At 71.7% G+C, this 25,720-nt stretch carries 20 protein-coding genes, 1 tRNA gene and 1 pseudogene; 9 read left to right on the top strand and 13 right to left on the bottom strand.

Annotated elements, in window-relative coordinates:
* Nucleotides 1-74 precede the first annotated feature (74 nt).
* The 4 genes from galT (at nt 75) to ACFVQZ_RS05165 (ending at nt 4,270) form a co-directional block, all read left to right on the top strand.
* Nucleotides 75-1,118 (top strand): galactose-1-phosphate uridylyltransferase, encoded by a 1,044-nt coding sequence (gene galT, locus ACFVQZ_RS05180; RefSeq protein ID WP_383619793.1) that lies wholly within the window; start codon nt 75-77, stop codon nt 1,116-1,118.
* Nucleotides 1,115-2,095 (top strand): UDP-glucose 4-epimerase GalE, encoded by a 981-nt coding sequence (gene galE / locus ACFVQZ_RS05175; RefSeq protein ID WP_383619791.1) that lies wholly within the window; start codon nt 1,115-1,117, stop codon nt 2,093-2,095. The genes galT and galE overlap by 4 nt, the downstream gene beginning before the upstream one ends.
* A complete protein-coding gene (gene galK, locus ACFVQZ_RS05170; protein WP_383619789.1) occupies nt 2,092-3,231 on the top strand; it encodes a galactokinase in 1,140 nt (379 codons plus the stop codon). The genes galE and galK overlap by 4 nt, the downstream gene beginning before the upstream one ends.
* Before the next feature lie 277 nt (nt 3,232-3,508).
* Complete coding sequence (locus tag ACFVQZ_RS05165) at nt 3,509-4,270, top strand: LuxR C-terminal-related transcriptional regulator (RefSeq protein ID WP_383619787.1); 762 nt, start codon at nt 3,509-3,511, stop codon at nt 4,268-4,270.
* Here the strand turns inward: ACFVQZ_RS05165 and ACFVQZ_RS05160 are convergent.
* Entirely contained in the window at nt 4,229-4,726 is a 498-nt protein-coding gene (locus tag ACFVQZ_RS05160) for a MarR family winged helix-turn-helix transcriptional regulator (RefSeq protein WP_383619785.1), read from the bottom strand. The genes ACFVQZ_RS05165 and ACFVQZ_RS05160 overlap by 42 nt on opposite strands.
* 161 nt (nt 4,727-4,887) lie before the next feature.
* Between ACFVQZ_RS05160 and ACFVQZ_RS05155 the strand changes: the two genes are divergently transcribed.
* Nucleotides 4,888-5,724, top strand: coding sequence for a trans-aconitate 2-methyltransferase (locus ACFVQZ_RS05155; RefSeq protein WP_383619783.1), 837 nt, complete (start codon nt 4,888-4,890; stop codon nt 5,722-5,724).
* 230 nt (nt 5,725-5,954) lie between these two features.
* Here ACFVQZ_RS05155 and ACFVQZ_RS05150 read toward each other — a convergent pair.
* Together ACFVQZ_RS05150 and ACFVQZ_RS05145 are read right to left on the bottom strand one after the other, a co-directional pair.
* A pseudogene (locus tag ACFVQZ_RS05150) lies at nt 5,955-7,409 on the bottom strand (FG-GAP repeat domain-containing protein); the annotation flags it as partial.
* 374 nt (nt 7,410-7,783) lie between these two features.
* Nucleotides 7,784-8,101, bottom strand: a complete 318-nt coding sequence (locus ACFVQZ_RS05145; RefSeq protein WP_383619781.1) for a hypothetical protein — start codon at nt 8,099-8,101, stop codon at nt 7,784-7,786.
* A gap of 559 nt (nt 8,102-8,660) precedes the next feature.
* On the opposite strand from ACFVQZ_RS05145, the gene ACFVQZ_RS05140 reads away from it, so the two are divergent.
* The gene (locus tag ACFVQZ_RS05140) at nt 8,661-10,322 is read left to right on the top strand and encodes a phospholipase A2 (protein ID WP_383619779.1); all 1,662 of its coding nucleotides are present in this window, start codon (nt 8,661-8,663) and stop codon (nt 10,320-10,322) included.
* Nucleotides 10,323-10,549: 227 nt separating this feature from the next.
* Entirely contained in the window at nt 10,550-12,646 is a 2,097-nt protein-coding gene (locus ACFVQZ_RS05135; RefSeq protein ID WP_383619777.1) for a S8 family serine peptidase, read from the top strand.
* A 151-nt stretch (nt 12,647-12,797) separates the two neighbouring features.
* On the opposite strand, the gene ACFVQZ_RS05130 is transcribed toward ACFVQZ_RS05135, so the two are convergent.
* Both ACFVQZ_RS05130 and ACFVQZ_RS05125 read right to left on the bottom strand, forming a co-directional pair.
* Nucleotides 12,798-13,478, bottom strand: coding sequence for a TetR/AcrR family transcriptional regulator (locus tag ACFVQZ_RS05130; RefSeq protein WP_081959022.1), 681 nt, complete (start codon nt 13,476-13,478; stop codon nt 12,798-12,800).
* Nucleotides 13,475-14,458, bottom strand: coding sequence for a fatty acid desaturase (locus ACFVQZ_RS05125; RefSeq protein WP_030494700.1), 984 nt, complete (start codon nt 14,456-14,458; stop codon nt 13,475-13,477). The genes ACFVQZ_RS05130 and ACFVQZ_RS05125 overlap by 4 nt, the downstream gene beginning before the upstream one ends.
* Nucleotides 14,459-14,693: 235 nt before the next feature.
* Here ACFVQZ_RS05125 and ppc point away from each other — a divergent pair, with 235 nt between their 5' ends.
* Nucleotides 14,694-17,423 (top strand): phosphoenolpyruvate carboxylase, encoded by a 2,730-nt coding sequence (gene ppc, locus ACFVQZ_RS05120; RefSeq protein WP_383619775.1) that lies wholly within the window; start codon nt 14,694-14,696, stop codon nt 17,421-17,423.
* Nucleotides 17,424-17,497: 74 nt separating this feature from the next.
* Here the strand turns inward: ppc and ACFVQZ_RS05115 are convergent, their stop codons facing one another.
* The 8 genes from ACFVQZ_RS05115 to ACFVQZ_RS05080 all read right to left on the bottom strand — a co-directional run bounded on the left by ACFVQZ_RS05115 (nt 17,498) and on the right by ACFVQZ_RS05080 (nt 24,240).
* Nucleotides 17,498-18,457 (bottom strand): LPXTG cell wall anchor domain-containing protein, encoded by a 960-nt coding sequence (locus tag ACFVQZ_RS05115; protein ID WP_383619773.1) that lies wholly within the window; start codon nt 18,455-18,457, stop codon nt 17,498-17,500.
* 142 nt (nt 18,458-18,599) lie between these two features.
* Nucleotides 18,600-19,043: a hypothetical protein gene (locus ACFVQZ_RS05110; protein WP_383619771.1), complete on the bottom strand. Its 444-nt coding sequence runs from the start codon at nt 19,041-19,043 to the stop codon at nt 18,600-18,602.
* A gap of 39 nt (nt 19,044-19,082) precedes the next feature.
* The gene (pth, locus tag ACFVQZ_RS05105) at nt 19,083-19,679 is read right to left on the bottom strand and encodes an aminoacyl-tRNA hydrolase (RefSeq protein WP_030494697.1); all 597 of its coding nucleotides are present in this window, start codon (nt 19,677-19,679) and stop codon (nt 19,083-19,085) included.
* A 96-nt stretch (nt 19,680-19,775) separates the two neighbouring features.
* Nucleotides 19,776-20,366, bottom strand: a complete 591-nt coding sequence (locus ACFVQZ_RS05100) for a 50S ribosomal protein L25/general stress protein Ctc (protein WP_030494696.1) — start codon at nt 20,364-20,366, stop codon at nt 19,776-19,778.
* Nucleotides 20,367-20,613: 247 nt separating this feature from the next.
* Nucleotides 20,614-21,588, bottom strand: coding sequence for a ribose-phosphate diphosphokinase (locus ACFVQZ_RS05095; RefSeq protein WP_030494695.1), 975 nt, complete (start codon nt 21,586-21,588; stop codon nt 20,614-20,616).
* A 121-nt stretch (nt 21,589-21,709) separates the two neighbouring features.
* A complete protein-coding gene (glmU, locus tag ACFVQZ_RS05090) occupies nt 21,710-23,158 on the bottom strand; it encodes a bifunctional UDP-N-acetylglucosamine diphosphorylase/glucosamine-1-phosphate N-acetyltransferase GlmU (protein WP_030494694.1) in 1,449 nt (482 codons plus the stop codon).
* Between the two features lie 119 nt (nt 23,159-23,277).
* Nucleotides 23,278-23,352 (bottom strand) — tRNA-Gln (locus ACFVQZ_RS05085).
* Between the two features lie 6 nt (nt 23,353-23,358).
* The gene (locus ACFVQZ_RS05080) at nt 23,359-24,240 is read right to left on the bottom strand and encodes a hypothetical protein (protein WP_030494693.1); all 882 of its coding nucleotides are present in this window, start codon (nt 24,238-24,240) and stop codon (nt 23,359-23,361) included.
* Nucleotides 24,241-24,368: 128 nt separating this feature from the next.
* On the opposite strand from ACFVQZ_RS05080, the gene ACFVQZ_RS05075 reads away from it, so the two are divergent.
* A complete protein-coding gene (locus ACFVQZ_RS05075; protein ID WP_030494692.1) occupies nt 24,369-25,679 on the top strand; it encodes a histidine kinase in 1,311 nt (436 codons plus the stop codon).
* The last annotated feature ends 41 nt before the right edge of the window (nt 25,680-25,720 follow it).

Here is a 25,720-nt window from a genome sequence, read left to right as displayed (position 1 = left end):
CGGACCATTGACGGTGATGTTTGATTGTGGTTCTTTGTGCGTGGTTCTGTTTGTTCCGCGCCCGGAGGGCACCCGTGAAGAAGACCGTGACCACGCTCGCCGACGGGCGCGAGCTCCTCTACTACGACAGCCGCGACGACGTCGTCCGCGCCGCCGCCGACCCGCGCCCCCTCACCCCCGTGACCTCCCGCTCGGAGATCCGGTACGACGAGCTGACCGGCGATCACGTCGCCGTCGCCTCGCACCGGCAGAGCCGCACCTACCTGCCCCCGGCCGACGCCTGCCCGCTCTGCCCGGCCCGCGACGGGCACGAGAGCGAGATCCCCGAGGCGAGCTACGAGGTCGCCGTCTTCGAGAACCGCTTCCCGTCCCTCTCCGGCGGCGTCGGCCGCTGCGAGGTCGTCTGCTTCACCGACGACCACACCGCCTCCTTCGCCGACCTCACCGAGGAGCGCGCCCGCCTCGTCCTCGACGTCTGGACCGACCGCACCGCCGCGCTCTCCGCCCTCCCCGGCGTCGAACAGGTCTACTGCTTCGAGAACCGGGGCCGCGAGATCGGCGTCACCCTGCCCCACGCGCACGGCCAGATCTACGCCTTCCCGTACGTCACCCCCCGCACGGCCCAGACCCGCCGCCGCGCCGACGAACACCGCCGCGCCACCGGCCGGAACCTCTTCGACGACCTCGTCGCCCGCGAACGCGCCGACGCCGAACGGGTGGTGCTGGAGACCGAGGACTGGATCGCCTTCGTCCCCTACGCCGCCAAGTGGCCGTACGAGGTCCACCTCCACCCCACCCGCCGCGTCCCCGACCTGCTCGCCCTCGACGAGGCCGCCCGCACCGGATTCGCACAGGTCTATCTGGAACTCTTGAGGCGCTTCGACCGGATCTTCGGCCCGGCGGAGCCGCCCACGCCCTACATCGCCGCCTGGCACCAGGCGCCGTTCACGGACGAGCGGCGGGAGGACTTCGGACTGCACCTGGAGCTGTTCACCGTCCGGCGCGCCTCCGGCAAGCTGAAGTTCCTCGCCGGCACCGAGTCCGGCATGGGCGCCTTCATGAACGACGTCCGGCCGGAGGACGCGGCCCGGCGCATCCGAGAGGTGGCAAGCGCATGACGACGACTCCGAAGAAGTACCTGGTCACCGGCGGGGCGGGCTACGTGGGCAGCGTGGTCGCCGCCCACCTGCTGGAGCGCGGCCACCGCGTCACCGTCCTCGACGACCTCTCCACCGGCTTCCGGGAGGGCGTCCCGGACGGCGCCGAGTTCCACGAGGGCCGCGTCCAGGACGCCGCCCGCCTGCTCGACCCCTCCTACGACGGCGTCCTCCACTTCGCCGCCTTCTCCCAGGTCGGCGAGTCCGTCGCCCGGCCGGAGAAGTACTGGGAGAACAACGTCGGCGGCACCATGGCGCTGCTCGCCGCCATGCGCACCGCCGGCGTCCGCCGGCTGGTCTTCTCCTCGACCGCCGCCACCTACGGCGAGCCGGACACCGTGCCGATCCCCGAGACCGCGCCGACCGCCCCCACCAGCCCGTACGGGGCGAGCAAGCTGGCCGTCGACCACATGATCGGCGGCGAGTGCGCCGCCCACGGCCTCGCCGCCGTCTCGCTGCGCTACTTCAACGTCGCCGGCGCGTACGGCGGGCTCGGCGAGCGCCACGCCCCCGAGTCGCACCTCATCCCGCTCGTCCTCCAGGTCGCCCTCGGCCACCGCGAGGCGATCTCCGTCTACGGCGACGACTACCCGACCCCCGACGGCACCTGCGTCCGCGACTACATCCACGTCGCCGACCTCGCCGAGGCCCACCTGCTGGCCCTGGACGCGATGACCCCCGGCGAGCACCTGATCTGCAACCTCGGCAACGGCAACGGCTTCTCCGTCCGCGAGGTGATCGAGACCGTCCGCCAGGTCACCGGCCACCCCGTCCCGGAGACCGCCGCCCCCCGCCGCCCCGGCGACCCCGCCGTGCTGGTCGCCTCCGCCGAGACCGCCCGCGTCCGGCTCGGCTGGACGCCGTCCCGCCCCGACCTGGCCGAGGTCGTCGCCGACGCCTGGGCCTTCGCCCGCCGCCGTGAGGAGGAGGGAGCGTGAGCGCCGCAGCCGGCTTCCAGGCGCTGTACGGCGCCGCGCCCGATGGGGTCTGGGCCGCCCCCGGCCGGGTCAACCTGATCGGCGAGTACACCGACTTCAACGACGGCTTCGTGCTCCCGCTCGCCCTCCCGCACACCACCGTCGCCGCCGTCTCCCGCCGTGACGACGGCGTCCTGCGCGTCCACTCGGCCGACACCGGCGGCGGAGTCGTCCAGCTCGACGTGGCCGCCCTCGAACCCCTCTCCGGCGGCGGCTGGGCCGCCTACCCCGCCGGGGTCGTGTGGGCGCTGCGCGCCGCCGGACACCCGGTGACCGGCGCCGACGTGCACCTGACGTCCACCGTGCCGGCCGGGGCCGGCCTCTCCTCCTCGGCCGCCCTGGAGGTCGTCACCGCCCTCGCCCTGAACGACCTCTTCGGCCTCGGCCTCACCCGCCCCGAACTGGCCCGGATCGCCCAGCGCGCCGAGAACGCCTTCGTCGGCGTGCCCTGCGGCGTCATGGACCAGATGGCGTCCGCCTGCGCCGAGAAGGGCCACGCCCTCCACCTGGACACCCGGGACCTGTCGTACCGCCAGGTGCCCTTCGACCTCGCCGCCGAGGGGCTCGCGCTGCTCGTCGTCGACACCCGCGTGAAGCACGCGCTCGGCGACGGCGCGTACGCCGAACGGCGCGCCGGTTGCGAAGCCGGTGCGCGGGCGCTCGGAGTGAGCGCCCTGCGCGACGTGGACGCCGCGCATCTGCCCGCCGCGCTCGACCGCCTGAGCGACGAGACGATTCTGCGGTACGTCCGGCACGTGGTGACCGACAACGACCGGGTGGCCCGGGTGATCGCCCTGCTCGACGCCGGCGCGACCCGCGCGGTCGGCCCGCTCCTCACCGAGGGCCACGCCTCGCTCCGGGACGACCTGCGGGTCTCCTGCCCGGAACTGGACCTGGTCGTCGAGGCCGCGACCGCGGCCGGCGCGCTCGGCGCCCGGATGACCGGCGGCGGCTTCGGCGGCTCGGCGGTCGTCCTGGCCGAGGCGGACCGGGCGGAGGAGATCGGGGCGGCGGTCCGGAAGGCGTTCGCCGCCGCCGGGTACGCGGAGCCGGGCGTCTTCCCGGCGGTCGCCGCGGCGGGAGCCCGCCGCCTCTGAGCCACCACCGCCTCCGAACCACCGTCGCCTCTGAGTCACCGCCCCCGCAGGGACGGCCGACTTCGGACACTTCCGCCAATCGGCCCCCACGGAGCCGCCCCGCCCCTACTCTGTGGGGCAGCACCGGTGGGGGCCGGTGCCGTTCAGGGGAGCGAGACCCGTCGGGTACGGCGCCGGGGAGCGGGGTAGCAGTCCGGGCACGGCGGCGGCCGTGCGCCGGACAGCCCGCCCCCGGCGCCGTACCGCGCCGGTCTCTCCTCGACACTTGGGGGTGTCCGTGGCACGAATCCGGGTCCTGGTGGTGGACGACCACCGCGTCTTCGCCGAGTCGCTGGCCGCCGCGCTCGCGGCCGAGCCGGACGTCGACGTGGCCGCGGCGGGCAGCGGCCCCGCCGCCCTGCGCTGTCTGGACCGGGGGATCGCGGAGGGCCGCCGCTTCGACGTGCTGCTCGTCGACGCCGACCTGGGCGCCGGACCCGCCCCCGTACCCCCCGCCCCGGAGGGCGAGCCCGCCGCGGACGGGATCGCGCTGGTCGCCGGGGTCCGGAAGGCGCAGCCCGCGGTCCGCGCGGTGGTCCTCGCCGAGCGGGACGACGCCCGCAGGGCCGCGCTCGCCCTCCAGGCCGGAGCGTCCGGCTGGGTCGCCAAGGACTGCTCGCTCCAGCGGCTGCTCGCCGTCGTCCGGGGGGTGCTGCGCGACGAGACGCATCTGCCGCCGGCGCTGCTCACCGGCGTGCTGCGGGAGCTGACGGCGGACCGGAAGCACCGCACGGAGAGCGAGCGGCTGGTGGAGTCGCTGACCCCGCGCGAGCGGGAGGTGCTGCGCTGCATGGTGGCGGGGCTGGGCCGGAAGGCGGTGGCGGAGCGCCTGTTCCTGTCCCCGCACACGGTCCGTACGCACATGCAGAACGTGCTGGGGAAGCTGGGCGTCCACTCGACGCTGGCGGCGGTGGCGCTGGCCCGGCGGGCGGGCGTGGGCCCGGCGCCGCTGCCGGAACTAGCCGGGAACGTTGTCGAACGGGGCGGTCAGCCGGCGTAGCAGCGCGGCCAGTTCGGCCCGCTGCGGGCGGGACAGCTGCGCGAGGATGGCCCGCTCCTGGGCGAGCAGCCCGGCCAGCGCCTCGTCGGCGCGGTCGCGCCCCTCGGGGGTGAGCCGGACCAGGACCCCGCGCCGGTCGCTGGGGTCGGGCAGCCGCTCGACCAGGCCCTTCTTGGTGAGCCGGTCGATGCGGTTGGTCATGGTGCCGGAGGTGACCAGGGTCTGGGTGAGGAGCTGGCCGGGGGAGAGCTGGTACGGGGCTCCGGCGCGGCGCAGCGAGGTGAGGACGTCGAACTCCCAGGGCTCCAGATGGTGCTCCGAGAAGGCGAGGCGGCGGGCGCGGTCGAGGTGCCGGGCCAGCCGGGAGACGCGGCTGAGGACCTCCAACGGCTCCACGTCGAGGTCCGGGCGCTCGCGGCGCCATGCAGCGACCAGACGGTCGACCTCGTCCTCCATGTGATCAGTGTAGTCGGTCTGTTGACATAAAGTCTCTTGCATTCGAGTTTCTTGACTTAAAGAATCTCTATATCAAGATATACTTCGCGCAACCATGGGGAAGAGACCCGGCCGGAACTCGTTCCGTTTGGCTGACTCTCGCCTGCAAGGGGGCTTCGAACATGCATTCCGTCGACTCCGTCACCGCTCCGGTGTGGGATCCGGAGCAGTACCTCCGCCACACCCCCCACCGCACCCGCCCCTTCCTCGACCTCCTCCACCGAATACCGCGCCTCCCCGACCACGGCCGTCCCGCCCGCATCGCCGACCTCGGCTGCGGCCCCGGCAACGTCACCGCCCTCCTCGCCGACCGCTGGCCCGACGCGCACATCACCGGCTTCGACCTGTCGCCCGAGATGCTCGAGCAGGCCGAGAAGGACTGGGCCGGCACCACCTCCGGCGGCGGCTGGCTCGACTTCCGCCCCGCCGACGCCGCCCACTGGACCCCCACCGAGCCCTACGACCTGATCGTCTCCAACGCCGCCCTCCAGTGGGTCCCCAACCACCCCGAGTCCTTCCCCGCCTGGATCGACGGCCTCCGCCCCGGCGGCACCCTCGCCTTCCAGGTCCCCGCCAACTTCACCTCCCCCAGCCACGCCCTCCTCGGCGAGCTGTGCGCCCTCCCCGAGTGGCGCGGCCGCCTCCACGGCCAGGGCCGCCGCTTCGTCCACATCCTCGACCCCGCCGACTACCTCGCCCGCCTCACCGCGCTCGGCTGCGAGACCGACGTCTGGGAGACCGTCTACTGCCAGCTCCTCCAGGGCGAGGACGCGGTCCTGGAGTGGGTCAAGGGCACGGCCCTCCGCCCGGTCCTCACCACCCTCGCCGACGACCCCGAGGCGACGGAGGCGTTCCTCGCCCAGTACCGCGCCCTCCTCCGCGAGGCGTACCCCCCGGGCCCGGACGGCACCGTCTTCCCCTTCCGCCGCGTCTTCGCGGTGGCCCGCAAGCCCCGCTGACGAGGACGGGCCCCGCACCGGAATGATCCGGTGCGGGGCCCGTCGGGCGCCGGGAGGCGTCAGGAGAACGTGTTGTAGATCTGGTAGCCCGGGCCGACGCGGTAGCGGTCGGAGAACTTGGACGGGGTGGTTCCCAGGTAGCGGTACAGGTCGCCGTTGCCCGCGACGCCGAGCAGGTCGGCCTTGCCGTCGGCGTTGAGGTCGCCGGGGGCGGCCAGGTGCTTGTAGGTGTTCCAGCCGCCGCCGATCCTCTCGCGGGCCCCGAACGGCGCGGTGTCCTTGCCGGTGCCCCGGTAGAGGTACAGGTCGCCGCCGGTGGTGCGGGCGAGCAGGTCGGTGCGGCCGTCGCCGGTGTAGTCACCCGCGCCGAGGATCTTGTTGTACGCGCCCCAGCCGGCGCCGACGCGGATCCGCGCGGAGAGGGCGGTGCCCTGCCCGTTGCCCTTGTACAGGTACAGGACGCCGGTCTTGTCACGGGCCAGCAGGTCGCCCTTGCCGTCGCCGCTCAGGTCGCCCGGACCGACGAGGGTGTTGTAGACGCCCCAGCCGGAGCCGATCTTCGCGCCCTCGATGTACAGCACTCCGCCCTCGACCAGGGCGATGTCGGAGAACGCGTCCGGGTTCATCGACGACAGGTGCGTGTAGTTGAGGCCCTGGAACAGGCCCGGGCTCTCGAAGAGGTCCTCGCGCGGGTAGAGGCCGCCCTTGGTGTTGTTGGCGTACCACCACAGCGTGCCCCGGGAGTCGCGCCCGAAGACGCCGTCCTTGCCGGTGTACGGGACGCTGCCGGCGTTCGCGAACTGGGCGATGCCCGCGTAGCCGCCCACCGGGCCGACCTGCTCGAGGGCGTTCAGCCGGCCGTTGCCCTTGCCGGTGTACAGGAACAGCGTGCCCGCGTTGTTGCGGGCCCGCAGGCCGCCGTCGCCGGCCGGCATGATCTGGTTGTACGTGCCCCAGCCCGCGCCGATCGACATGCGCGTGCCGAACGGCTTGCTGCTGACGCCGGTTCCGGCGTACCACCACAGCGTGCCGGTGAAGTCGCGCGCGTACAGGTCGGCGCGGCCGTCGCCGTTGCCGTCGCCCACGCCGACGATCTGGTCGTAGTCCTGCCAGCCGCCGCCCACCAGGATGCGCCCGCCGAGGGGCTTCGCCAGGTTGCCCGTGGCCAGGTACAGGTAGAGCTGCCCGTCGAGGGTGCGGGCGATGACGTCGGCGCGGCCGTCGCCGTTGACGTCACCGGGCGAGGTGATCTTGTTGTAGGCCTGCCAGCCACCGCCCACCCGGTACTCGTACGGGGTGCCGGTCGGCCCGGCGTCCCGGTAGAGCGTCAGCGTGCCGTCCTCGGAGACGACGAGGATCTCGGGCTCGGTGGTCTCGCCGCCCTGGTCGCCGATCGCGATGACGTCCTTCGCGACGCCCGCCTCGTAGCGGTGCAGCTCGAAGTCCTCCGCGGAGACATCCGTGTACAGCCCGCCGTCGATCGCGCGGAAGATGAAGTCCTCGATGCCGTCGCCGTCCAGGTCCGACAGCAGCGGGGAGCCGGCCTGGGCGGCCGTGGCACCCGCGCGGGCGCCGTCCTGGCCGGGGCGCGGCAGCTGCTTCGGCGGCGTGAACGACGGCGCGTGCTTCTCGGCCGAGGCGCCCGGGGCAGGGGTGTCCGCCGACGCGGGGGTCGACAGGAGCATGCCGGCGGAGAGGACGAGGGCGGTGCACGCGGCGACGCGGCGGCCACGCCCGGAGAACATGGATCGCAAAGGATCCCCCTGGGGAGCGGAGAAAAAGAGATGGGACCCGCGCGGGTTCGCGACGCCCTCGCGCGCGTTCCGGCGCACGAGGGGCGAACATCCACTCGGATGTGAGCGTGAGTGTAACCCGCCCCACCGACACCCGGGCCGGCGGATTCCGTGCCGCGCCCCGCAGCGGGGTTCCGGTGCGGGGCGCGTGTTCCCGCTGCACGGCCCGTCAGCCTTGAGGCCGCGTCCCCGGAAGGCCGTACCGAGCCGCTCCGCGCCCACGAGCCGTCCCCTCCACCGTGCTCGACCGCGAGCATGCCGAGGCTTCAGGAAGACGGCTCCCCGGTCGTCTCCACCGTGAACGCTCCGGTGGCGGGGGCCACGCATGGGGTCATCTCCGTCGCCTCACCCGCCGCCGTGCCCCTCTCGCAGAGCCGGCCGCCGCTCTCGCGCAGATCGAGGTGGAAGCGCGTGATCGCGCCGTCCTGCACGAGGTCGTGGATGCGCGCGTCGATGTATCCGAGGCCGTTGAGAGTTTTGCGAACGCTTGTGGGAGTGGGCCTCGAGACCTCCTGTAGCGCCTCGATGACGCGCTGTTCGTGCTGGACGCTCGCGCACCAGTCGCGGGCGTTCAGCACCGTCACGGGCCCGGTCGGAGCGACAGGTTCGAACGGCTCGGTAGGGGGAGTCTCGCCCGGGGCGAGGCTCTGCTGCCCCTGCGGACCGGCCGGTTGCGAGCCGACGGGGCCCCCGCCGGGCGGAGGACACGGCCGGGTGACAGCGTCGAGCATCGCCGCGAACGCCGCCTGGCCGGCAGGTGGCGATGTGGCCCCCGCCTTTGAGTCGGAGCCCCGGCCCGGTCCGTCCTGCCCTCCGCAGCCGGCGAGGGCCAGGGAGGCGATGGCGGCGACCGTGAGGGCGCGTCCGCATCGGGCGAGCGGGCCGCTGAGCGTGGGGGCGTGTGTCATACGGACAGCTTCCGGCAGGCGTCCGGCCTTCACATGAGTACGCGTACTCATGTGAAGCGAGCGAGAGTTCGGCAGCGCTTCGGGCGCGATCAAATGCCCAACCGTAGTTAGTCAAACAGCACTTGCGCTGCACCACCTACTGGACCTAGCGTCCCCCTCGATCCATTTGGATCTTCACATTTTCTTCACGAGGGGGGAACTCGTGCGCAGAAGAAGTGCGCTTCCCGTATTGGCGGTGACGTCCCTGTCCCTGCTGCTCCCGCAGGAGCTGGCTTGGGCGGGGCCCGTGGCGGCCCTGCCCGCTGCGGGAACCGCGACCGTCGATCCGCCTCTGGCGGAGGGTGAACTCCGGGAAGTCGGTCCCGGTATCTACTCGACCGCGGACCAGTCCTTCGAAATCTACGAGTCTGATGTGACGGTCGGCCTGATGGGCCGCAGCCACACGGTGTCCGTCCACCCGGACGGCGTCTCGAGGCCGGAGTCCGCGCCCGCGTCACGCAAGGACATGGGCGTCTTCGGCCCGGGTTGGGAAGCCGAGTTCGTGGGGGGCCAGCTCAACCGCAAGCTGGAGCTGAAGGGTGACACGGTCGTCATCACCGACCTCACCATGAACGCCCCGGTCACCTACACGCTGAAGAGCGCCCTCGACTACCCGGACGGCGGGTGGGTCCGGAAGTACGCGACTCCCGAGGGCGATACCTTCACCGAGACCACTCGGTTCAACGCGACTACGGGCACGATGGTATCCACCGGCACCGAGACCACCAACGTGGCCGCATCCGTGCCGGACTCGGACCCGTCCGCTGACACCGACACCGACACCGACACCGACGCCGACACTCCGACCAACTACAACGACCTGACGCCGTCCTACACATGGAAGCAGGTGGGTCCCGGAGCCGATAGCTGGCGCGTCACCGGTCTGGGCAGTGTCTCCAACAACGCCCTCTCCACCATCACGTACGACAGCGCGGGCCGGGTCTCCACCGTCAAGGACAGCGAGATCGGGGAGACCACCTCTCGGCTCCTGACGGTCAAGTACTCGACCACCACGACGGCCACCAGCACGAGCCACGGTGAGTTCGCGGGCCGTGCCAGGGAGATCACCCTGACCGACGGCGCCACGGTGCAGACGCTCGCCCGGTACTCGTACGACGCCTCCGGCCTGCTCCGTTCAGTGGCAAATCCGGTCGCGGGTATCGACACGGTGTCTGCGTACGACTACGACACCACCGGGCGGGTCTCTGACGTCACTTCGCCGTCCAATGGCGAGTGGGACCTTTCGTTCCCGGCCGGCGCCACTTCCCCGAACGTCGAACCGGCCGGTCCCGAGCGTCCGGCCGCGGACGAGCCGATCGAGGGTGCGCCCGGGATCAACGACCCGGCCGCCAGCGGCCCGTCGCCGACGGACTTCGTCGACGGAGAGATCACCGACACGCAGGCCAATCCCCGCTACTGCTCCGCCGCGACGGACTGGCTGTGGTACCTCAAGAGGGGCTGTGCCTCGTGGGTCGCGCACTACGGCTGGAAGTCCCCGACCTACAAGTGGACACCGACCGGCAAGCGCGTCATGGGTGTCAACGGTGACGGTTGCAGCACCCCCGGTCCCAACATCCACCGGCCCAACGGCTACAACTTCCGAGCCGCGTGCGACATGCACGACTACGGCTACGGCCTCATCGGCAACACGTACAAGAGCTACCCGTACTACCTCGACCGCAGCAAGAAGTCGAACGTCGACAACGCCTTCCACACCACGATGAAGACCCACAGCTGCAAGGCCTACTGGTGGGGCACGCGTTGGAAGTGCCACAACAACGCGTGGTTGTACTACAAGGCTGTGAGCAGCAAGCGGTGGGGCGGCGATCCGAAGAACGGGGCCGACGCCACGAGGTAAGGGCTCAGTCCTGCGCAGCAGGGGCATCAGCCGCATGGCGCACCGGCCGAACCGGTGTGCCCAGGCATGACGGGTCCGGGTGCGGAACCTCTCCGCGCCCGGCCCTCTCCCTCCGGCCGGCCCTCATGTCGCGTGGGCCCCGCCCCGGTCGCCGAAGCCGTCTTCTCCGGCCCTTTCTTCCGTCCCGGTGCCCGCCCGCACCTGTTACACATTCCTGGAGCAAGCAAGTGAAGAGACGCATAGGCGGCGTGGTCGCCGCCGCAGCGGCAGTCCTGGTGGTCAGCGTGACCCCGGTGGGCGCCGGCCCGCTGGCCGGAACCGCCTCCGCCGCCGAGGGCAGCGGCCCGGTCGACCCGCCGCTGTTCGACGAGACGCAGAACGGCGGCACCGTCCGCGTCAACGTCGTCACCACCCAGCGGAGCGAACTTGATTCCGTCGCCGAGACCGGCCAGACCCTCGTCTCGTACGACACGCTGCCGATGACCACCCTCCGGGTGGACAGGGCGGGCCTCGAGGCACTGAATGCCAAGCCGGGCGTCGTCAGCGTCACCGAGGACGTCGCGGAGAAGCCCGCGCTGGACCAGTCCACCGTCAAGATCGGCAGCGACCGGACCTTCGCCGCCGGGAAGACGGGCGCCGGCACCTCCGTCGCGGTCCTCGACACGGGCGTCGCCGTCAACCACCCCTTCCTCGCCGGCCGGGTGAAGACCGAACTCTGCTTCTCCGACAACGACCCCGTCGCCGGCTCCAGCAGCTTGTGCCCCACCGGTGCCGCCGCCCAGGAGGGACCCGGCAGCGCCGACGCTGAAAGCGGCCCCTGCGCCACCCCGGGTGTCGACTGCTCCCACGGAACCCACGTCGCCGGCATCGTCGCCGGCAACGGCGCGGGCCTCACCGGCGCGCCCCGACGCGGTGTCGCGCCCGGCGCCGACATCATCGCCGTCCAGGTGTTCTCCAAGTTCGACTCCGAGGAGTTCTGCGCCGGAGTGGCCCCCTGCGTGGGCAGCTTCATGAGCTCCCAGGTCAAGGCCCTCGAGAAGATCCTGGCGTTGAAGAAGGCCGGGACCAACGTCGCCGCGGTCAACCTGAGCCTGGGCGGCGGACGCTACGCCACGGCCTGCGCCGAGGACCGTCGCAAGCCCGTGGTGGACGCCCTGCGCGCCGCCGGCGTCGCCACGGTCGCCGCCGCCGGGAACAACAGCTTCACCGACGCCGTCACCGCACCCGGCTGCATCTCCTCCGCGATCACGGTGGGCGCGACCAGCGACGACGACCAGCTCGCCGCCTTCACGAACCGCGGACCGCTGGTGGACCTCATGGCCCCCGGCACGAGCATCGTCTCCTCAGTTCCCGGCGGCGGCTACGCCCCGAGCAACGGCACCTCCATGGCCACGCCCCACGTGGCCGGAGCCTTCGCCGTGCTGCGGCAGACCTACCCCCACCTGAGCGTCGACCAACTCGAGGCGATGCTCAAGAAGGACGGCCGGCCGATCACGTACACCGGCGCCACCACGCCGCGGATCCAGCTCGACAAGAGCGCGCTTCCCGCCGTTCCCGGCGACATGACCGGTGACGGCAAGCCCGACCTCGTGGCCATCGACGACGCCGGCGGGCTGTGGCTGTACCCCGGTCTCGGCACCGGCGGGCTCGGGGCGCGCATCCAGATCGGCACCGGCGGCTGGAGCGGCGCCTCAGTGGCCCACCGCGGCGACTGGACCGGCGACCGCAAGGAAGACCTCGTCGCCGTCGTTGCCGGTGACCTCTGGGTCTACCCCAACCTCGGCAACGGCACCCTCGGCACCCGCATCAAGCTCACCACCCTGAACACCGCCACGCGCATCATCGCTCCCGGCGATGTCAACCGCGACGGGCACCCGGACCTCCTCGCCTTCTACAACTACGGGCTCTCCCTCTACAACGGCACCAGTGCCGCCAAGCCGGCCGTCTCCCCGGCCACCTTCCTCGGATACGGCTGGTCCGCCCTGGTGACCTTCAGCCCCGCCGGGGACGCCGACAAGGACGGCAATGTCGACCTGCTGGTCCGTGACCCCGAGGACGGCGGGGTGCACCTCCACTACGGAACGCCCGGCGGGAAGAACTACGACGCGCGGACCCAGTTCGGGTACGGCTACACAGCGGCCAACCGCCCCCTGATCGCCGGCGCCGCCGACGCCGACGGCAACGGAACCGCCGACATGTGGGCCACCACCCGGGAGGGCACCCTGAGGTTCTACCAGGGTGGCAACGACATCCACGGCCCGATCGACGGCCCGTCCATCGAGGTGGGCAATGGCGGCTGGCACACCATCAAGTCCATCAGCTGACGCACCCCGTCGCGCGCGCCCCACGCTCCGTGCCACCCGCAGACGGGTCCCACACCACACCGGCCCGCCACCGTCCGGTGGCGGGCCGGTCCGCGGGCCCGGTCACGCGCGTACCGGGCCGCCCCGCGGGCCCGCCGCCGAGGCCCGGCCTTCAGCTCTTCCGATGCCCTATCAGCCGCGGCTTCTGCTCCAGCCCGTCCAGGCCGTGCCACGCCAGGTTCACCAGGTGCGCCGCCACCTCCGCCTTCTTCGGCTTGCGGACGTCCAGCCACCACTGGCCGGTCAGCGCCACGCTGCCGACCAGGGCCTGGGCGTAGAGGGGGGCCAGCTTCGGGTCGAAGCCGCGGGCCTTGAACTCCAGGCCCAGGATGTCCTCCACCTGCGTGGCGATGTCGCTGATCAGCGACGCGAACGTGCCCGTCGACTGCGCCACCGGCGAGTCCCGGACCAGGATCCGGAACCCGTCGGTGTAGTTCTCGATGTAGTCGAGCAGGGCGAAGGCCGCCTGTTCGAGCAGTTCCCGCGGGTGGCCGGCGGTCAGCGCCCCCGTCACCCCGTCCAGCAGCTGCCGCATCTCCCGGTCGACGACGACCGCGTACAGCCCCTCCTTGCCGCCGAAGTGCTCGTACACCACCGGCTTCGACACCCCGGCCTTCGCCGCGATCTCCTCCACCGACGTGCCCTCGAAGCCCTTCTCCGCGAAGAGCGTCCGGCCGATGTCCAGAAGCTGCTCCCGGCGCTCCGCGCCCGTCATCCTGACCCGGCGGCCACGCCGGGGCTTCTGCTCTCCGCTGCTGCTGGAACTGCCGTCGATCGCCACGTCGTCCATCATGCCGCGTCGGCGGGCTCGGCCTGGCGCCGGGCGTCGATACGGGACTGCGCCGGCCACCGCACGTCGTACGCCCAGCCCGCCTGCTCGAACCAGCGGATCAGCCGGGCGCTGGAGTCGACCTGCCCCTTCAGCACGCCGTGCCGGGCCGACGTCGGGTCCGCGTGGTGCAGGTTGTGCCACGACTCGCCGCACGACAGCACCGCCAGCCACCACACGTTCCCCGAGCGGTCCCGCGACTTGAACGGGCGCTTGCCCACCGCGTGGCAGATCGAGTTGATCGACCACGTCACGTGGTGCAGCAGCGCCACCCGCACCAGCGAGCCCCAGAAGAACGCCGTGAACGCGCCCCACCACGACCACGTCACCAGACCGCCCACCACCGGCGGGATCGCCAGCGACACGAGCGTCCACAGCACGAACTGGCGCGAGATCCGGCGGATCGCCGGGTCCTTGATCAGATCCGGCGCGTACTTGTGCTGCGGCGTCTGCTCCTCGTCGAACATCCAGCCGATGTGCGCCCACCACAGGCCCTTCATCAGCGCCGGGACCGTCTCCCCGAACCGCCACGGCGAATGCGGGTCGCCCTCCGCGTCGGAGAACTTGTGGTGCTTGCGGTGATCCGCCACCCACCGCACCAGCGGCCCCTCCACCGCCAGCGACCCCATGATCGCCAGCGCGATCCGCAGCGGACGCTTCGCCTTGAACGATCCGTGCGTGAAGTACCGGTGGAAACCGATCGTGATCCCGTGGCAACCGATGAAGTACATCGCCGTCATCAGCCCCAGGTCCAGCCAGCTCACCCCCCAGCCCCAGGCCAGCGGCACCGCCGCCACCAGCGCCGCGAACGGCACCGTGATGAACAGGAGCAGCGTGATCTGCTCGATGGACCGCTTGCTGTCCCCGCCGAGCGTGGCGGAGGGGAGGGCCTGGACCGGATCGGTCGCCTCGGACGCCGAGGTCACCTCGGGGCTGATGGTCATACGTGTCCCTGGGGGATGAGGGTGGGGTGGGTGAGGAAAGATCGAGCCGAGGCTACGGAGCCGTAACCTACGGCGTCGTAAGTATGGCAGCGCCACGGCACGCGGCAAGAGGGCACAACCGGGACCCTCGGCCCTGTCCAGGGAATGGACACCTATCCTGGGACCGTCGGACAGCGCGGTCCGCAAGCCTCCAGAACCCTCCAGACGTGCTTGAACACTGCAAGGAGCCGCACCTGTGAGCAGTGCCGACCAGACTCCCACCACCAACGCCGAGCTGCGTGCCGACATCCGCCGACTGGGCGACCTGCTCGGCGAGACCCTCGTGCGCCAGGAGGGCCCCGAACTCCTCGACCTCGTCGAGAAGGTCCGCCGCCTCACCCGAGAGGACGGCGACGCCGCCGCCGAGCTGCTGCGCGGCGTCGAACTGGAGACGGCCGCGAAGCTCGTCCGCGCCTTCTCCACCTACTTCCACCTCGCCAACGTCACCGAGCAGGTCCACCGCGGCCGCGAGCTCCGGGAGAAGCGCGCCGCCGAGGGCGGCCTCCTCGCCCGCACCGCCGACATGCTCAAGGACGGCGACCCCGCCCACGTCCGCGAGACGGTCAAGAACCTCAACGTGCGCCCCGTCTTCACCGCGCACCCCACCGAGGCCGCCCGCCGCTCCGTCCTCAACAAGCTCCGCCGCATCGGCGCCCTCCTGGAGACCCCGGTCATCGACTCCGACCGGCGCCGCCACGACCTCCGCCTCGCCGAGAACATCGACCTCATCTGGCAGACCGACGAACTCCGCGTCGTCCGCCCGGAGCCCGCCGACGAGGCCCGCAACGCCATCTACTACCTCGACGAGCTGCACGCCGGCGCCGTCGGCGACGTCCTGGAGGACCTCGCCGCCGAGCTGGAGCGCGTCGGCTACGAGCTGCCCGCCGGCACCCGCCCGCTCACCTTCGGCACCTGGATCGGCGGCGACCGCGACGGCAACCCCAACGTCACCCCCCAGGTCACCTGGGACGTCCTGATCCTCCAGCACGAGCACGGCATCACCGACGCCCTGGAGCTCATCGACTTCCTCCGCGGCCTGCTCTCCAACTCCATCCGCTACACCGGAGCCACCCAGGAACTCCTGGACTCCCTCCAGCGCGACCTGGACCTCCTCCCGGAGATCAGCCCCCGCTACAAGCGCCTCAACGCCGAGGAGCCGTACCGCCTCAAGGCCACCTGCGTCCGCCAGAAGCTCCTCAACACCCGCGAACGCCTCGCCTCCGGCACCCCCCACCAGGAAGGCCGCGACTACCTCGGCACCGCCGAGCTCATCCGCGACCTCACCCTCATCCAGACCTCCCTGCGCGAGCACCGCGGCGGCCTCTTCGCCGACGGCCGCATGGACCGCACCATCCGCACCCTGTCGGCGTTCGGCCTCCAGCTCGCCACCATGGACGTCCGCGAGCACGCCGACGCCCACCACCACGCCCTCGGCCAGCTCTTCGACCGCCTCGGAGAGGAGTCCTGGCGGTACGCCGACATGCCCCGCGACTACCGGCAGAAGCTCCTCGCCAAGGAACTCCGCTCCCGCCGCCCGCTCGCCCCCACCCCGGCGCCGCTCGACGCCGCCGGACAGAAGACCCTCGGCGTCTTCCACACCATCAAGGAAGCCTTCGAGCGCTTCGGCCCCGAGGTCATCGAGTCCTACATCATCTCGATGTGCCAGGGCGCCGACGACGTCTTCGCCGCCACCGTCCTCGCCCGCGAGGCCGGCCTCATCGACCTCCACGCCGGCTGGGCCAAGATCGGCATCGTGCCGCTCCTGGAGACCACCGAGGAGCTCCGCGCCGCCGACGTCATCCTCAACGACATGCTGGCCGACCCCTCCTACCGGCGCCTCGTCTCGCTGCGCGGCGACGTCCAGGAGGTCATGCTCGGCTACTCCGACTCCTCCAAGTTCGGCGGCATCACCACCAGCCAGTGGGAGATCCACCGCGCCCAGCGGCGCCTGCGCGACGTCGCCCACCGCTACGGCGTCCGCCTCCGCCTCTTCCACGGCCGCGGCGGCACCGTCGGCCGCGGCGGCGGCCCCTCGCACGACGCCATCCTCGCCCAGCCCTGGGGCACCCTGGAGGGCGAGATCAAGGTCACCGAGCAGGGCGAGGTCATCTCCGACAAGTACCTCATCCCTTCGCTGGCCCGCGAGAACCTGGAACTGACCGTCGCCGCCACCCTCCAGGCGTCCGCCCTGCACACCGCCCCCCGCCAGTCCGACGAGGCCCTGGCCCGCTGGGACGCGGCGATGGACGTCGTCTCCGAAGCCGCCCACGCCGCCTACCGCGCCTTCGTCGAGGACCCCGACCTCCCGACGTACTTCCTCGCCTCCACGCCGGTCGACCAGCTCGCCGACCTGCACCTGGGGTCGCGGCCCTCCCGCCGCCCCGGCTCCGGCGTCTCGCTCGACGGCCTGCGCGCCATCCCGTGGGTCTTCGGCTGGACCCAGTCCCGCCAGATCGTCCCCGGCTGGTTCGGCGTCGGCTCCGGCCTCAAGGCCCTGCGCGAGGCCGGCCTCGACGCCGTCCTCGGCGAGATGCACGAGCAGTGGCACTTCTTCCGCAACTTCCTCTCCAACGTGGAGATGACGCTCGCGAAGACCGACCTGCGGATCGCCCGCCACTACGTCGACACCCTCGTCCCCGACGAGCTCAAGCACGTCTTCGACACCATCGAGGCCGAGCACGCGCTCACCGTCGAGGAGGTCCTCAAGGTCACCGGCGGCGAGAAGCTGCTCGACTCCAACCCGGTCCTCCAGCAGACCTTCGCCATCCGCGACGCCTACCTGGACCCGATCTCCTACCTCCAGGTCGCCCTCCTGGCCCGCCAGCGGGCCGCCGTCGCGGCCGGAGAGGACCCGGACCCGCTGCTCGCCCGGGCCCTGCTCCTCACCGTCAACGGCGTGGCCGCGGGCCTCCGCAACACCGGCTGACCCCGGCCGGCGCCACATACGCGCAGTGCCCCCACGGGAAACCCGTGGGGGCACTGCGCGTATGCGGGGGTACGTCAGCCCTGCGCGGCCTTGCGGCGGCGCACGACCAGGAACGCACCGGCGGCCGCGAGCGCGGCGGCGACGCCGGCGATCACGCCGACGGGAGCGCTGGAACCGGTCTCCGCGAGGTTGCCCTCCTCGGAGCCGCCCTGGGTGCCGGTCTCGCCGCCCGTGGAACTGCCGGTGGAGGTGGCCTCACCCGTGGTCCCACCCGTGGTCCCGCCGGTGCTCTCGCCGGTGGCCGAGCCGCCCGTGGCGGTGGACTCGCCGGTCGCGGCACCGCCGGTGGCGGTGGTCTCACCGGTGCTCTCGCCGGTGGCCGAGCCGCCGGTCGAGCCGCCGGTCGCGGTGGCCTCACCGGTCGTCGTCTCACCGGTCGTGGTCTCGCCCGTGGTGGTCTCACCGGTGGTCGTCTCACCGGTCGTGGTCTCACCGGTGGTCGTCTCGCCCGTGGTGGTCTCACCGGTCGTCGTCTCACCGGTCGTGGTCTCACCGGTGGACGTCTCGCCCGTGGAGGTCTCGCCGGTGGACGTCTCGCCCGTCGCGCCGCCCGCCGGGCTGTCGACCTGGTCCGCCGCGCACGTGTGCGAGAGGTTGAAGAAGCCCTGCTTCACCTCGCCGTCGACCACGGCGACGGCGGAGGTCAGCTCGGCACCGGCGTCCGACGCCACGTACGCGTGGTCGTCCTTCGGCGGGCCGAAGGAGGTGATCTCGATCGGGGCGCCGTTGTCGAACGTGACCGTCAGCTTGACGAAGTTCACGCCGCCGCCGGGGATCACGAAGTGCCACCCGTCCTTGTCGGCGGGGATCGTGTCCGGGCAGTCGCCCTGCTGGAAGCCGGCCGCCGTGATCGGCGTCGGCTGGTGCAGCTTCAGCTCGTACTCGCCGCCGCTCGCCGAAGCCGTCGGCGCGAGAGCGAGAGAGCCCGCCATGGCCGCGACGAGCGTGGCGGCGGGTATGAGGGAACGTCGCATGTGCAGTCGTCCATCTGTGGGATGAGGGATGCCGTGGGAGGTGGCGGAGGCAGCCTATCCGTCGCTTTAAGCCACGCTTAACCCAGAGGTGCATAACGATCGCGCCCGGAACCGGCCGAATCCGCTCTTACCTCCCGGTAGGTCACAGCGCCACGAACGCCGCCACCCACAACCCCGCCCCCGCACCCGCCAGCGACCACGCCACCCGCCGCCCCCGCAGCCCCCCGGCCACCAGCGGCGCCGCCAGCACCAGCGCCCCGCCCAGCGGCAGCCACGCGTGCAGCCCCCCGCCCCAGCCGGACCGCACCCCCTCGTCCGTCCCCGGCTTCACCACCACCGGGATCACCGACCCCGGACCCGCCGCCACCGACCGCTCCACCGCCAGCGTCCGCCGCGGCGACCGCGGATCCTCCGGCGCGAACGCCCCCGAACACCGCTCGTCCGTACACCCCGTCACCGACAGCGTCCCGTGCTCACGCCCCTTCGCCAGCAGCACGTGCTGCGCCGACCCCCACGACGCCCACACCCCCGCCACGACGAGCAGGACGGCGACGAGCAGCATGGCGGCGTTCCGGACGGGCGTCATGACCCGCGATCGTACAGTCGTACGGCCGAAAGACGACGGTCAGGAGTTGTACGCCGACTGCGCCCGCTCCAGCCCCTCCGTCACCAGGCACTCCACCGCGTCCGCCGACCGGTCCACGAACCAGTCCAGCTCCTTGCGCTCCGTCGACGAGAAGTCCTTCAGCACGAAGTCCGCCACCTGCATCCGGCCCGGCGGACGCCCGATCCCGCACCGCACCCGGTGATAGTCCGGACCCATCGCCTTCGTCATCGACTTCAGACCGTTGTGCCCGTTGTCCCCGCCGCCCAGCTTCAGCCGCAGCGTCGCGTAGTCGATGTCCAGCTCGTCGTGCACCGCCACCACGTGCGCCGTCGGCACCTTGTAGAAGTCCCGCAGCGCCGTCACCGGACCGCCCGACAGGTTCATGTACGACATCGGCTTCGCCAGCACCACCCGCCGGTTCGCCGGACCCACCGGACCCAGCCGGCCCTCCACCACCTGCGCCTGCGCCTTCTGCGCGCGCTTGAACTTCCCGCCGATCCGCTCCGCCAGCAGGTCCACCACCATGAAGCCGATGTTGTGCCGGTTGCCCGCGTACTCCGGCCCCGGGTTGCCGAGGCCGACGATCAGCCAGGGCGCGTTCGCGTCGTCGGTCATCGCAGACTCCTCATCCGTCCCTCACCACACAAAAAAGAAACGGGGTGACGGGCCGTGCGGCCCGTCACCCCGTCACCGTCGGACAGAGCCTACGGCTCAGGCCTCGGCGGCCTCGTCGCCCTCGGCGTCCGCGGCCGGCTCCTCGGCCTGGGCGGCCAGGACCTGGAGGACCACGGCGTCGGCCTCGGTCACCAGGGTGACGCCCTTCGGCAGGGTGATGTCGGCGGCGGTCACGGACGCACCGGCCTCCAGGCCCTCGACGGAGACCGTCACGGCCTCGGGCAGGTGGGTCGCCTCGGCCTCGACGGAGAGGGTGTTGAGGACGTGCTCCAGCAGGTTGCCGCCGGCGGCCAGCTCGCCCTCGGCGACGACCGGAACCTCGACGGTGACCTTCTCGCCGCGCTTCACGAGGAGGAGGTCGACGTGCTCCAGGTCACCCTTCAGCGGGTCGCGCTGGGCGGCCTTCGGGATGGCCAGCTCGGAACCCTTGCCCTCGATGTCCAGGGACAGCAGGACGTTCGGGGTACGCAGCGCCAGCGTGGTCTGGTGCGTCGGCAGCGTGATGTGGATCGGCTCCGAGCCGTGGCCGTAGACGACCGCGGGGACGTTGCCGGAACGGCGGATCTTGCGGGCGGCGCCCTTGCCGAACTCGGTGCGGACGGCGGCGGCGAGCTTCACCTCGGACATGTGCACTCCTCGTAGTGGTGGTGACGAACGGAACTGTCACCCGGCCGCCGACTGGCGATGGCCTGCTACGAAGAGCGCGTCGATAACGGAGCGCCGACCCGAGAACGGGCACCGGCCTCCCTCGCCGAGCAACCAGGGCAGTCTACCCGGCCGCCCCGCACCCCCCAAATGGATCACCACCCCCGCGACGGCGGAGGGCCGCCTCCCCCGAACGGGGAAGACGGCCCTCCGGCACGGACTCCGAGGCTCAGTGCTCCTCGAACAGGCTCGTCACCGAACCGTCCTCGAACACCTCGCGCACCGCACGCGCGATCGTCGGCGCGATCGACAGCACCGTGATCTTGTCCAGCTCCAGCGAACCCGGCACCGGCAGCGTGTCCGTGAACACGAACTCGCTCACCTTCGAGTTCTTCAGCCGGTCCGCCGCCGGACCCGACAGGATGCCGTGCGTCGCCGTCACGATCACGTCCTCGGCACCGTGCGCGAACAGCGCCTCGGCCGCCGCGCAGATCGTGCCGCCCGTGTCGACCATGTCGTCCACCAGGACGCACACACGGCCCTTCACGTCACCGACGACCTCGTGCACCGTCACCTGGTTCGCGACGTCCTTGTCACGCCGCTTGTGCACGATCGCCAGCGGCGCGTCCAGCCGGTCGCACCAGCGGTCCGCGACCCGCACCCGGCCCGCGTCCGGGGAGACGATCGTCAGCTTCGAACGGTCGACCTTGCCGCCCACGTAGTCCGCCAGCACCGGCAGCGCCGACAGGTGGTCCACCGGACCGTCGAAGAAGCCCTGGATCTGGTCCGTGTGCAGGTCCACCGTCAGGATCCGGTCCGCACCCGCCGTCTTCATCAGGTCCGCCACCAGGCGCGCCGAGATCGGCTCACGGCCGCGGTGCTTCTTGTCCTGACGGGCATAGCCGTACGACGGCACGATCACGGTGATGCTCCGGGCCGAGGCCCGCTTCAGAGCATCGATCATGATCAGCTGCTCCATGATCCACTTGTTGATCGGAGCCGTGTGGCTCTGGATCAGGAAGCAGTCCGCGCCACGCGCCGACTCCTGGAAGCGGACGTAGATCTCACCGTTGGCGAAGTCGAACGCCTTGGTGGGAACGAGACCGACACCCAGCTGGTGTGCGACCTCCTCGGCCAGCTCGGGGTGGGCGCGGCCGGAGAAGAGCATCAGCTTCTTCTCGCCGGTCGTCTTGATCCCGGTCACAGCACTGTCTCCTCAGACTGTTCTCTGGCCGCAAGACCCCGCGCTCCCGTGCGCGTGTGCGAACCAGCCGAATTTGTGTGCACGTATCACGGTACGCCGAGTTCGACGCACCTGTTTCCGGTCAGCTTTCGCCGGCCGACCCCTCCGAGGCCGCCTCGGCCGCGTTCGCGGCGGCGCTGCCGGGACGCTTCCGGGCCACCCAGCCCTCGATATTCCGCTGCTGGCCACGGGCCACGGCCAGCGCACCCGCCGGCACGTCCTTCGTGATCACGGACCCGGCGGCGGTGTAGGCACCGTCCCCGATCGTGATGGGAGCCACAAACATGTTGTCCGAACCGGTCCGGCAGTGGGACCCGATCGTGGTGTGGTGCTTCGCCACGCCGTCGTAGTTGACGAACACGCTCGCCGCACCGATGTTCGAGTACTCGCCGATCGTCGCGTCACCCACGTACGACAGGTGCGGGACCTTCGTGCCCTCGCCGATCGTCGCGTTCTTCATCTCGACGTACGTACCGGCCTTCGCCTTCGCACCCAGCCGCGTCCCCGGACGCAGATACGCGTACGGACCCACCGAAGCGCCCTCGCCGATCACCGCCGAGTCCGCCACCGTGTTGTCCACCCGCGCGCCCCGGCCCACCGTGGTGTCCTTCAGCCGCGTGTTCGGCCCCACCTCGGCGTCCTCCGCCACGTGCGTCGCGCCCAGCAGCTGCGTACCCGGGTGGATCACCGCGTCCGCCTCGAACGTCACCGTCACGTCCACGACCACCGACGCCGGGTCGACCACCGTCACGCCGGCCGTCATCGCCGCCTCCAGCAGCCGCCGGTTCATCAGCGCGCGGGCCTCCGCCAGCTGCACCCGGTTGTTGATCCCCAGGATCTCCCGGTGATCGGCCGCCACCGAGGCGCCGACCCGGTGACCCGCCTCGCGCAGGATCGACAGCACGTCGGTGAGGTACTCCTCGCCCTGGCTGTTGTCCGTCCGCAGCTGCTTGATCGCCTCCGCGAGCAGCACGCCGTCGAACGCGAAGACGCCCGAGTTGATCTCCCGGATCTCCAGCTGCCCCGGCGAGGCGTCCTTGTGCTCCACGATCGCCGTCACGGCCCCCGAGGCCGTGTCCCGCACGATCCGGCCGTACCCGGTCGCGTCCGGCACCTCGGCGGTCAGGACGGTGACGGCGTTCCCGTCCGCGGCGTGCGTCCCGGCCAGCGCCCGCAGCGTCGCGCCGGACAGCAGCGGGGTGTCACCGCAGACGACCACGACGGTCCCCTCCGGCGCGGCCCCCAGCTCCTCCAGGGCCATCCGCACCGCGTGCCCGGTGCCGTTCTGCTCCTCCTGCACGGCGGTACGGGTCCCCGGGTACACCTCCTCCAGGTGCCCGCGCACCTGCTCCCGCGCGTGCCCCACGACCACCACGAGGTGCTCGGGCTCCAGCTCGCGCGCGGCGGACACGACGTGCCCGACGAGCGAACGCCCGGCGATCTCGTGCAGCACCTTGGGGGTCTTGGACTTCATGCGGGTGCCCTCACCCGCTGCGAGGACGACGACGGCGGCCGGGCGTGTGGCGCTCACGGATATGCCCTTCGGCTTTGGGTGGTGGACGCACGAAGGATACCGGGGGGTCGGGGGGTGGCCACGAAGAAGGGCCCTGACCTGGGAGGTCAGGGCCCGAACTGAGGACAGGTGCGCTGTGGCTCCGCCGGCTGGATTCGAACCAGCACTACAGGGCTTCAAAGGCCCGCGGGCTACCGTTACCCCACGGCGGATCTGCCTCAGACCTTACCGGAGTGATCGGCAGCCGTGGCTGCCGTCGAGGAGTCCACCATGCCTCGCCACCACCCTTCGACGCGTCGGTACAACTCGGCTCCTTGTGCGACCCGGATGACCAGGCACCCTCGGTAGTTCTCGCCGGTGTTCTTGCGGACCGTCTTGGGGTTGTGCTTCTTCAGCGTGGTCTTCTGGAAGACGGCTGGATCGACTCCTGCGAGCTCCGCCCAGTAGAGCTTGGCGCCCTCCACGTCGGCTGTGACGTGGATCATGACGCGATAGCTGAGGCGTGCGGCGTCGACGCCGAGGAGGCGGAGCCAGGCCAGGTAGAACCGGATGACGCCGGGGTCGCTGTTGACGAACAGCACGCTTTCCCTGCGGCTGTAGCTCTTGTCCTTGGCGCCCTCCGCCCAGTAGAGGGCGACGCCCGCGAGCAGGAGCTCCCGTTCGGACATGGTTCCGATCATCTGCTCGGCCTCGGCCTTGGTCCTCTGGCGTACGCCGTCGCGCAGGACCAGCTCGTGCTCCCAGCGCTTGCGGGCAGCCAGCCGTGCCTGTTCCGAAGGGGCCCGCCGTTCCGGTTTCGGCAGGTCGCGGACCCACAGGGAGATCGAGCTCTTGGAGCAGCCCAGCTCGACCTGGATCTGGTCGTAGGTCATGCCCTGGAGGCGGAGTTCGCGGGCGCGGGCGCGGAGGTCGTCCTTGGCGTTGGGGCGCTTGGTCCACTCCGGTGGGGGTTCGCCTTCCAGGAGGCGGTTGAGGATGTCGTTGTTGTGGACGTGGAGCCGGTCGCGGATCTGCCGTCGGCTGAGCCCCTCGCGGCGGAGGGTCACCGCCTGCGCGCGCAGGTTCTCGAAGTCCGCGTACCTGTTCATTTCTGCGGTCATGGGGCGAGCGTCGTCCGGAATGCGGACGTCCACGTCGAAAACGTCAGCGATTCAGTAGTTCGAGGGACTGGCATGCGAGAGGTTGACGCTCCTCGGAAGGGCGGGGTGGGCGGCCGTAGGGTGGGGGCATGACCGTAACGGGGGCAGATCGGGACGCGTCGGGCGGCCGGGTGTGGTGGTGGGAGCGGCGGCGGAGTGCCGTGCTCGACGGGGCGCTGGCGCTGGTGTCGGCGGTGGAGTGTGCCGTCGAGGGGGTGTCGTTCGCGGGGAAGGCGGGGGTGCCGGAGGCGCTGGGGGCGCTGTTCGGGTTCCTGGTGGGGGCGGTGCTGCTGGTGCGGCGGCGGTTGCCGATCCCGGTGGTGCTGGTGTCGATCGCGGTGGCGCCGGCCGAGATGGGCTACCTGATGGGGATCGTCGGGTTGTACACGCTGGCGGCGTCGGAGGTGCCGCGGCGGTACACGGCGGTGCTGGCGGGGATGGCGACGGTCGCCGTGTTCGTGGTGACGGCGGTGGAGATGCGGCGGGACATCGCCGCGCAGGCCGACGACTTCGATCCGAGCGCCTGGTACGTGCCGGTGATGGCGTTGTTCATGACGCTGGGGCTGAACGCGCCGCCGGTGCTGTTCGGCCTGTACATAGGGGCGCGGCGGCGGTTGATGGAGAGCCTGCGGGAGCGGGCGGATTCGCTGGAGCAGGAGTTGTCGCTGCTGGCGGACCGGGCGGAGCAGCGGGCGCAGTGGGCGCGGCAGGAGGAGCGGCGTCGGATCGCGCGGGAGATGCACGACGTGGTGGCGCACCGGGTGTCGTTGATGGTGGTGCACGCGGCGGCGTTGCAGGCGGTGGCGCTGAAGGATCCGGAGAAGGCGGTGCGGAACGCGGCGCTGGTGGGTGACATGGGGCGCCAGGCGTTGACGGAGTTGCGGGAGATGCTGGGGGTGCTGCGGGAGGAGGAGCCGGCGGTGGGGTCGGGTGCTCCGGTGGCGGTGCCGCTGGCGGCGGTGGGGCGGGCCGCGGCGGCCGCGGCGGAGGCGGCGGCGGGGCCGGGTCTGGACGCGGTGGAGGGGTTGTGCGAGGAGTCGCGGCTGGCGGGGGCCGTGGTGGAGCTGGTGGTGCTGGGGGAGGTGGGGGAGTCGGGGGCGTATCCGTCGGAGGTGGAGCGGACGGCGTACCGGGTGGTGCAGGAGGCGTTGACGAACGTGCACAAGCACGCGCCGGGCGCGGAGGTGGTGGTGCGGTTGGCGCACCGGGGTTCGGAGGTGGCGGTGCAGGTGGAGAACGGTCCGTCGGACGCGGGGGCGGCGGACGCGGGGCTGCCGAGCGGGGGGAACGGTCTGGTGGGGATGAAGGAGCGGGTGGTGCGGCTGGGCGGGGTGTTCGTGTCGGGTCCGACGGATGCCGGGGGGTTCAAGGTGTCGGCGGTGATTCCGGTCGGGGGGTGAGCTCGGGCGGTCGGGGGGTGGGTGCGGGCGGCCCGGCAGCG

Origin of the sequence: Streptomyces sp. NPDC057854, assembly GCF_042797055.1 — a bacterium.
In the GTDB taxonomy this organism is placed as follows: domain Bacteria; phylum Actinomycetota; class Actinomycetes; order Streptomycetales; family Streptomycetaceae; genus Streptomyces.
This window is presented reverse-complemented; position numbering and strand designations above follow the sequence as displayed.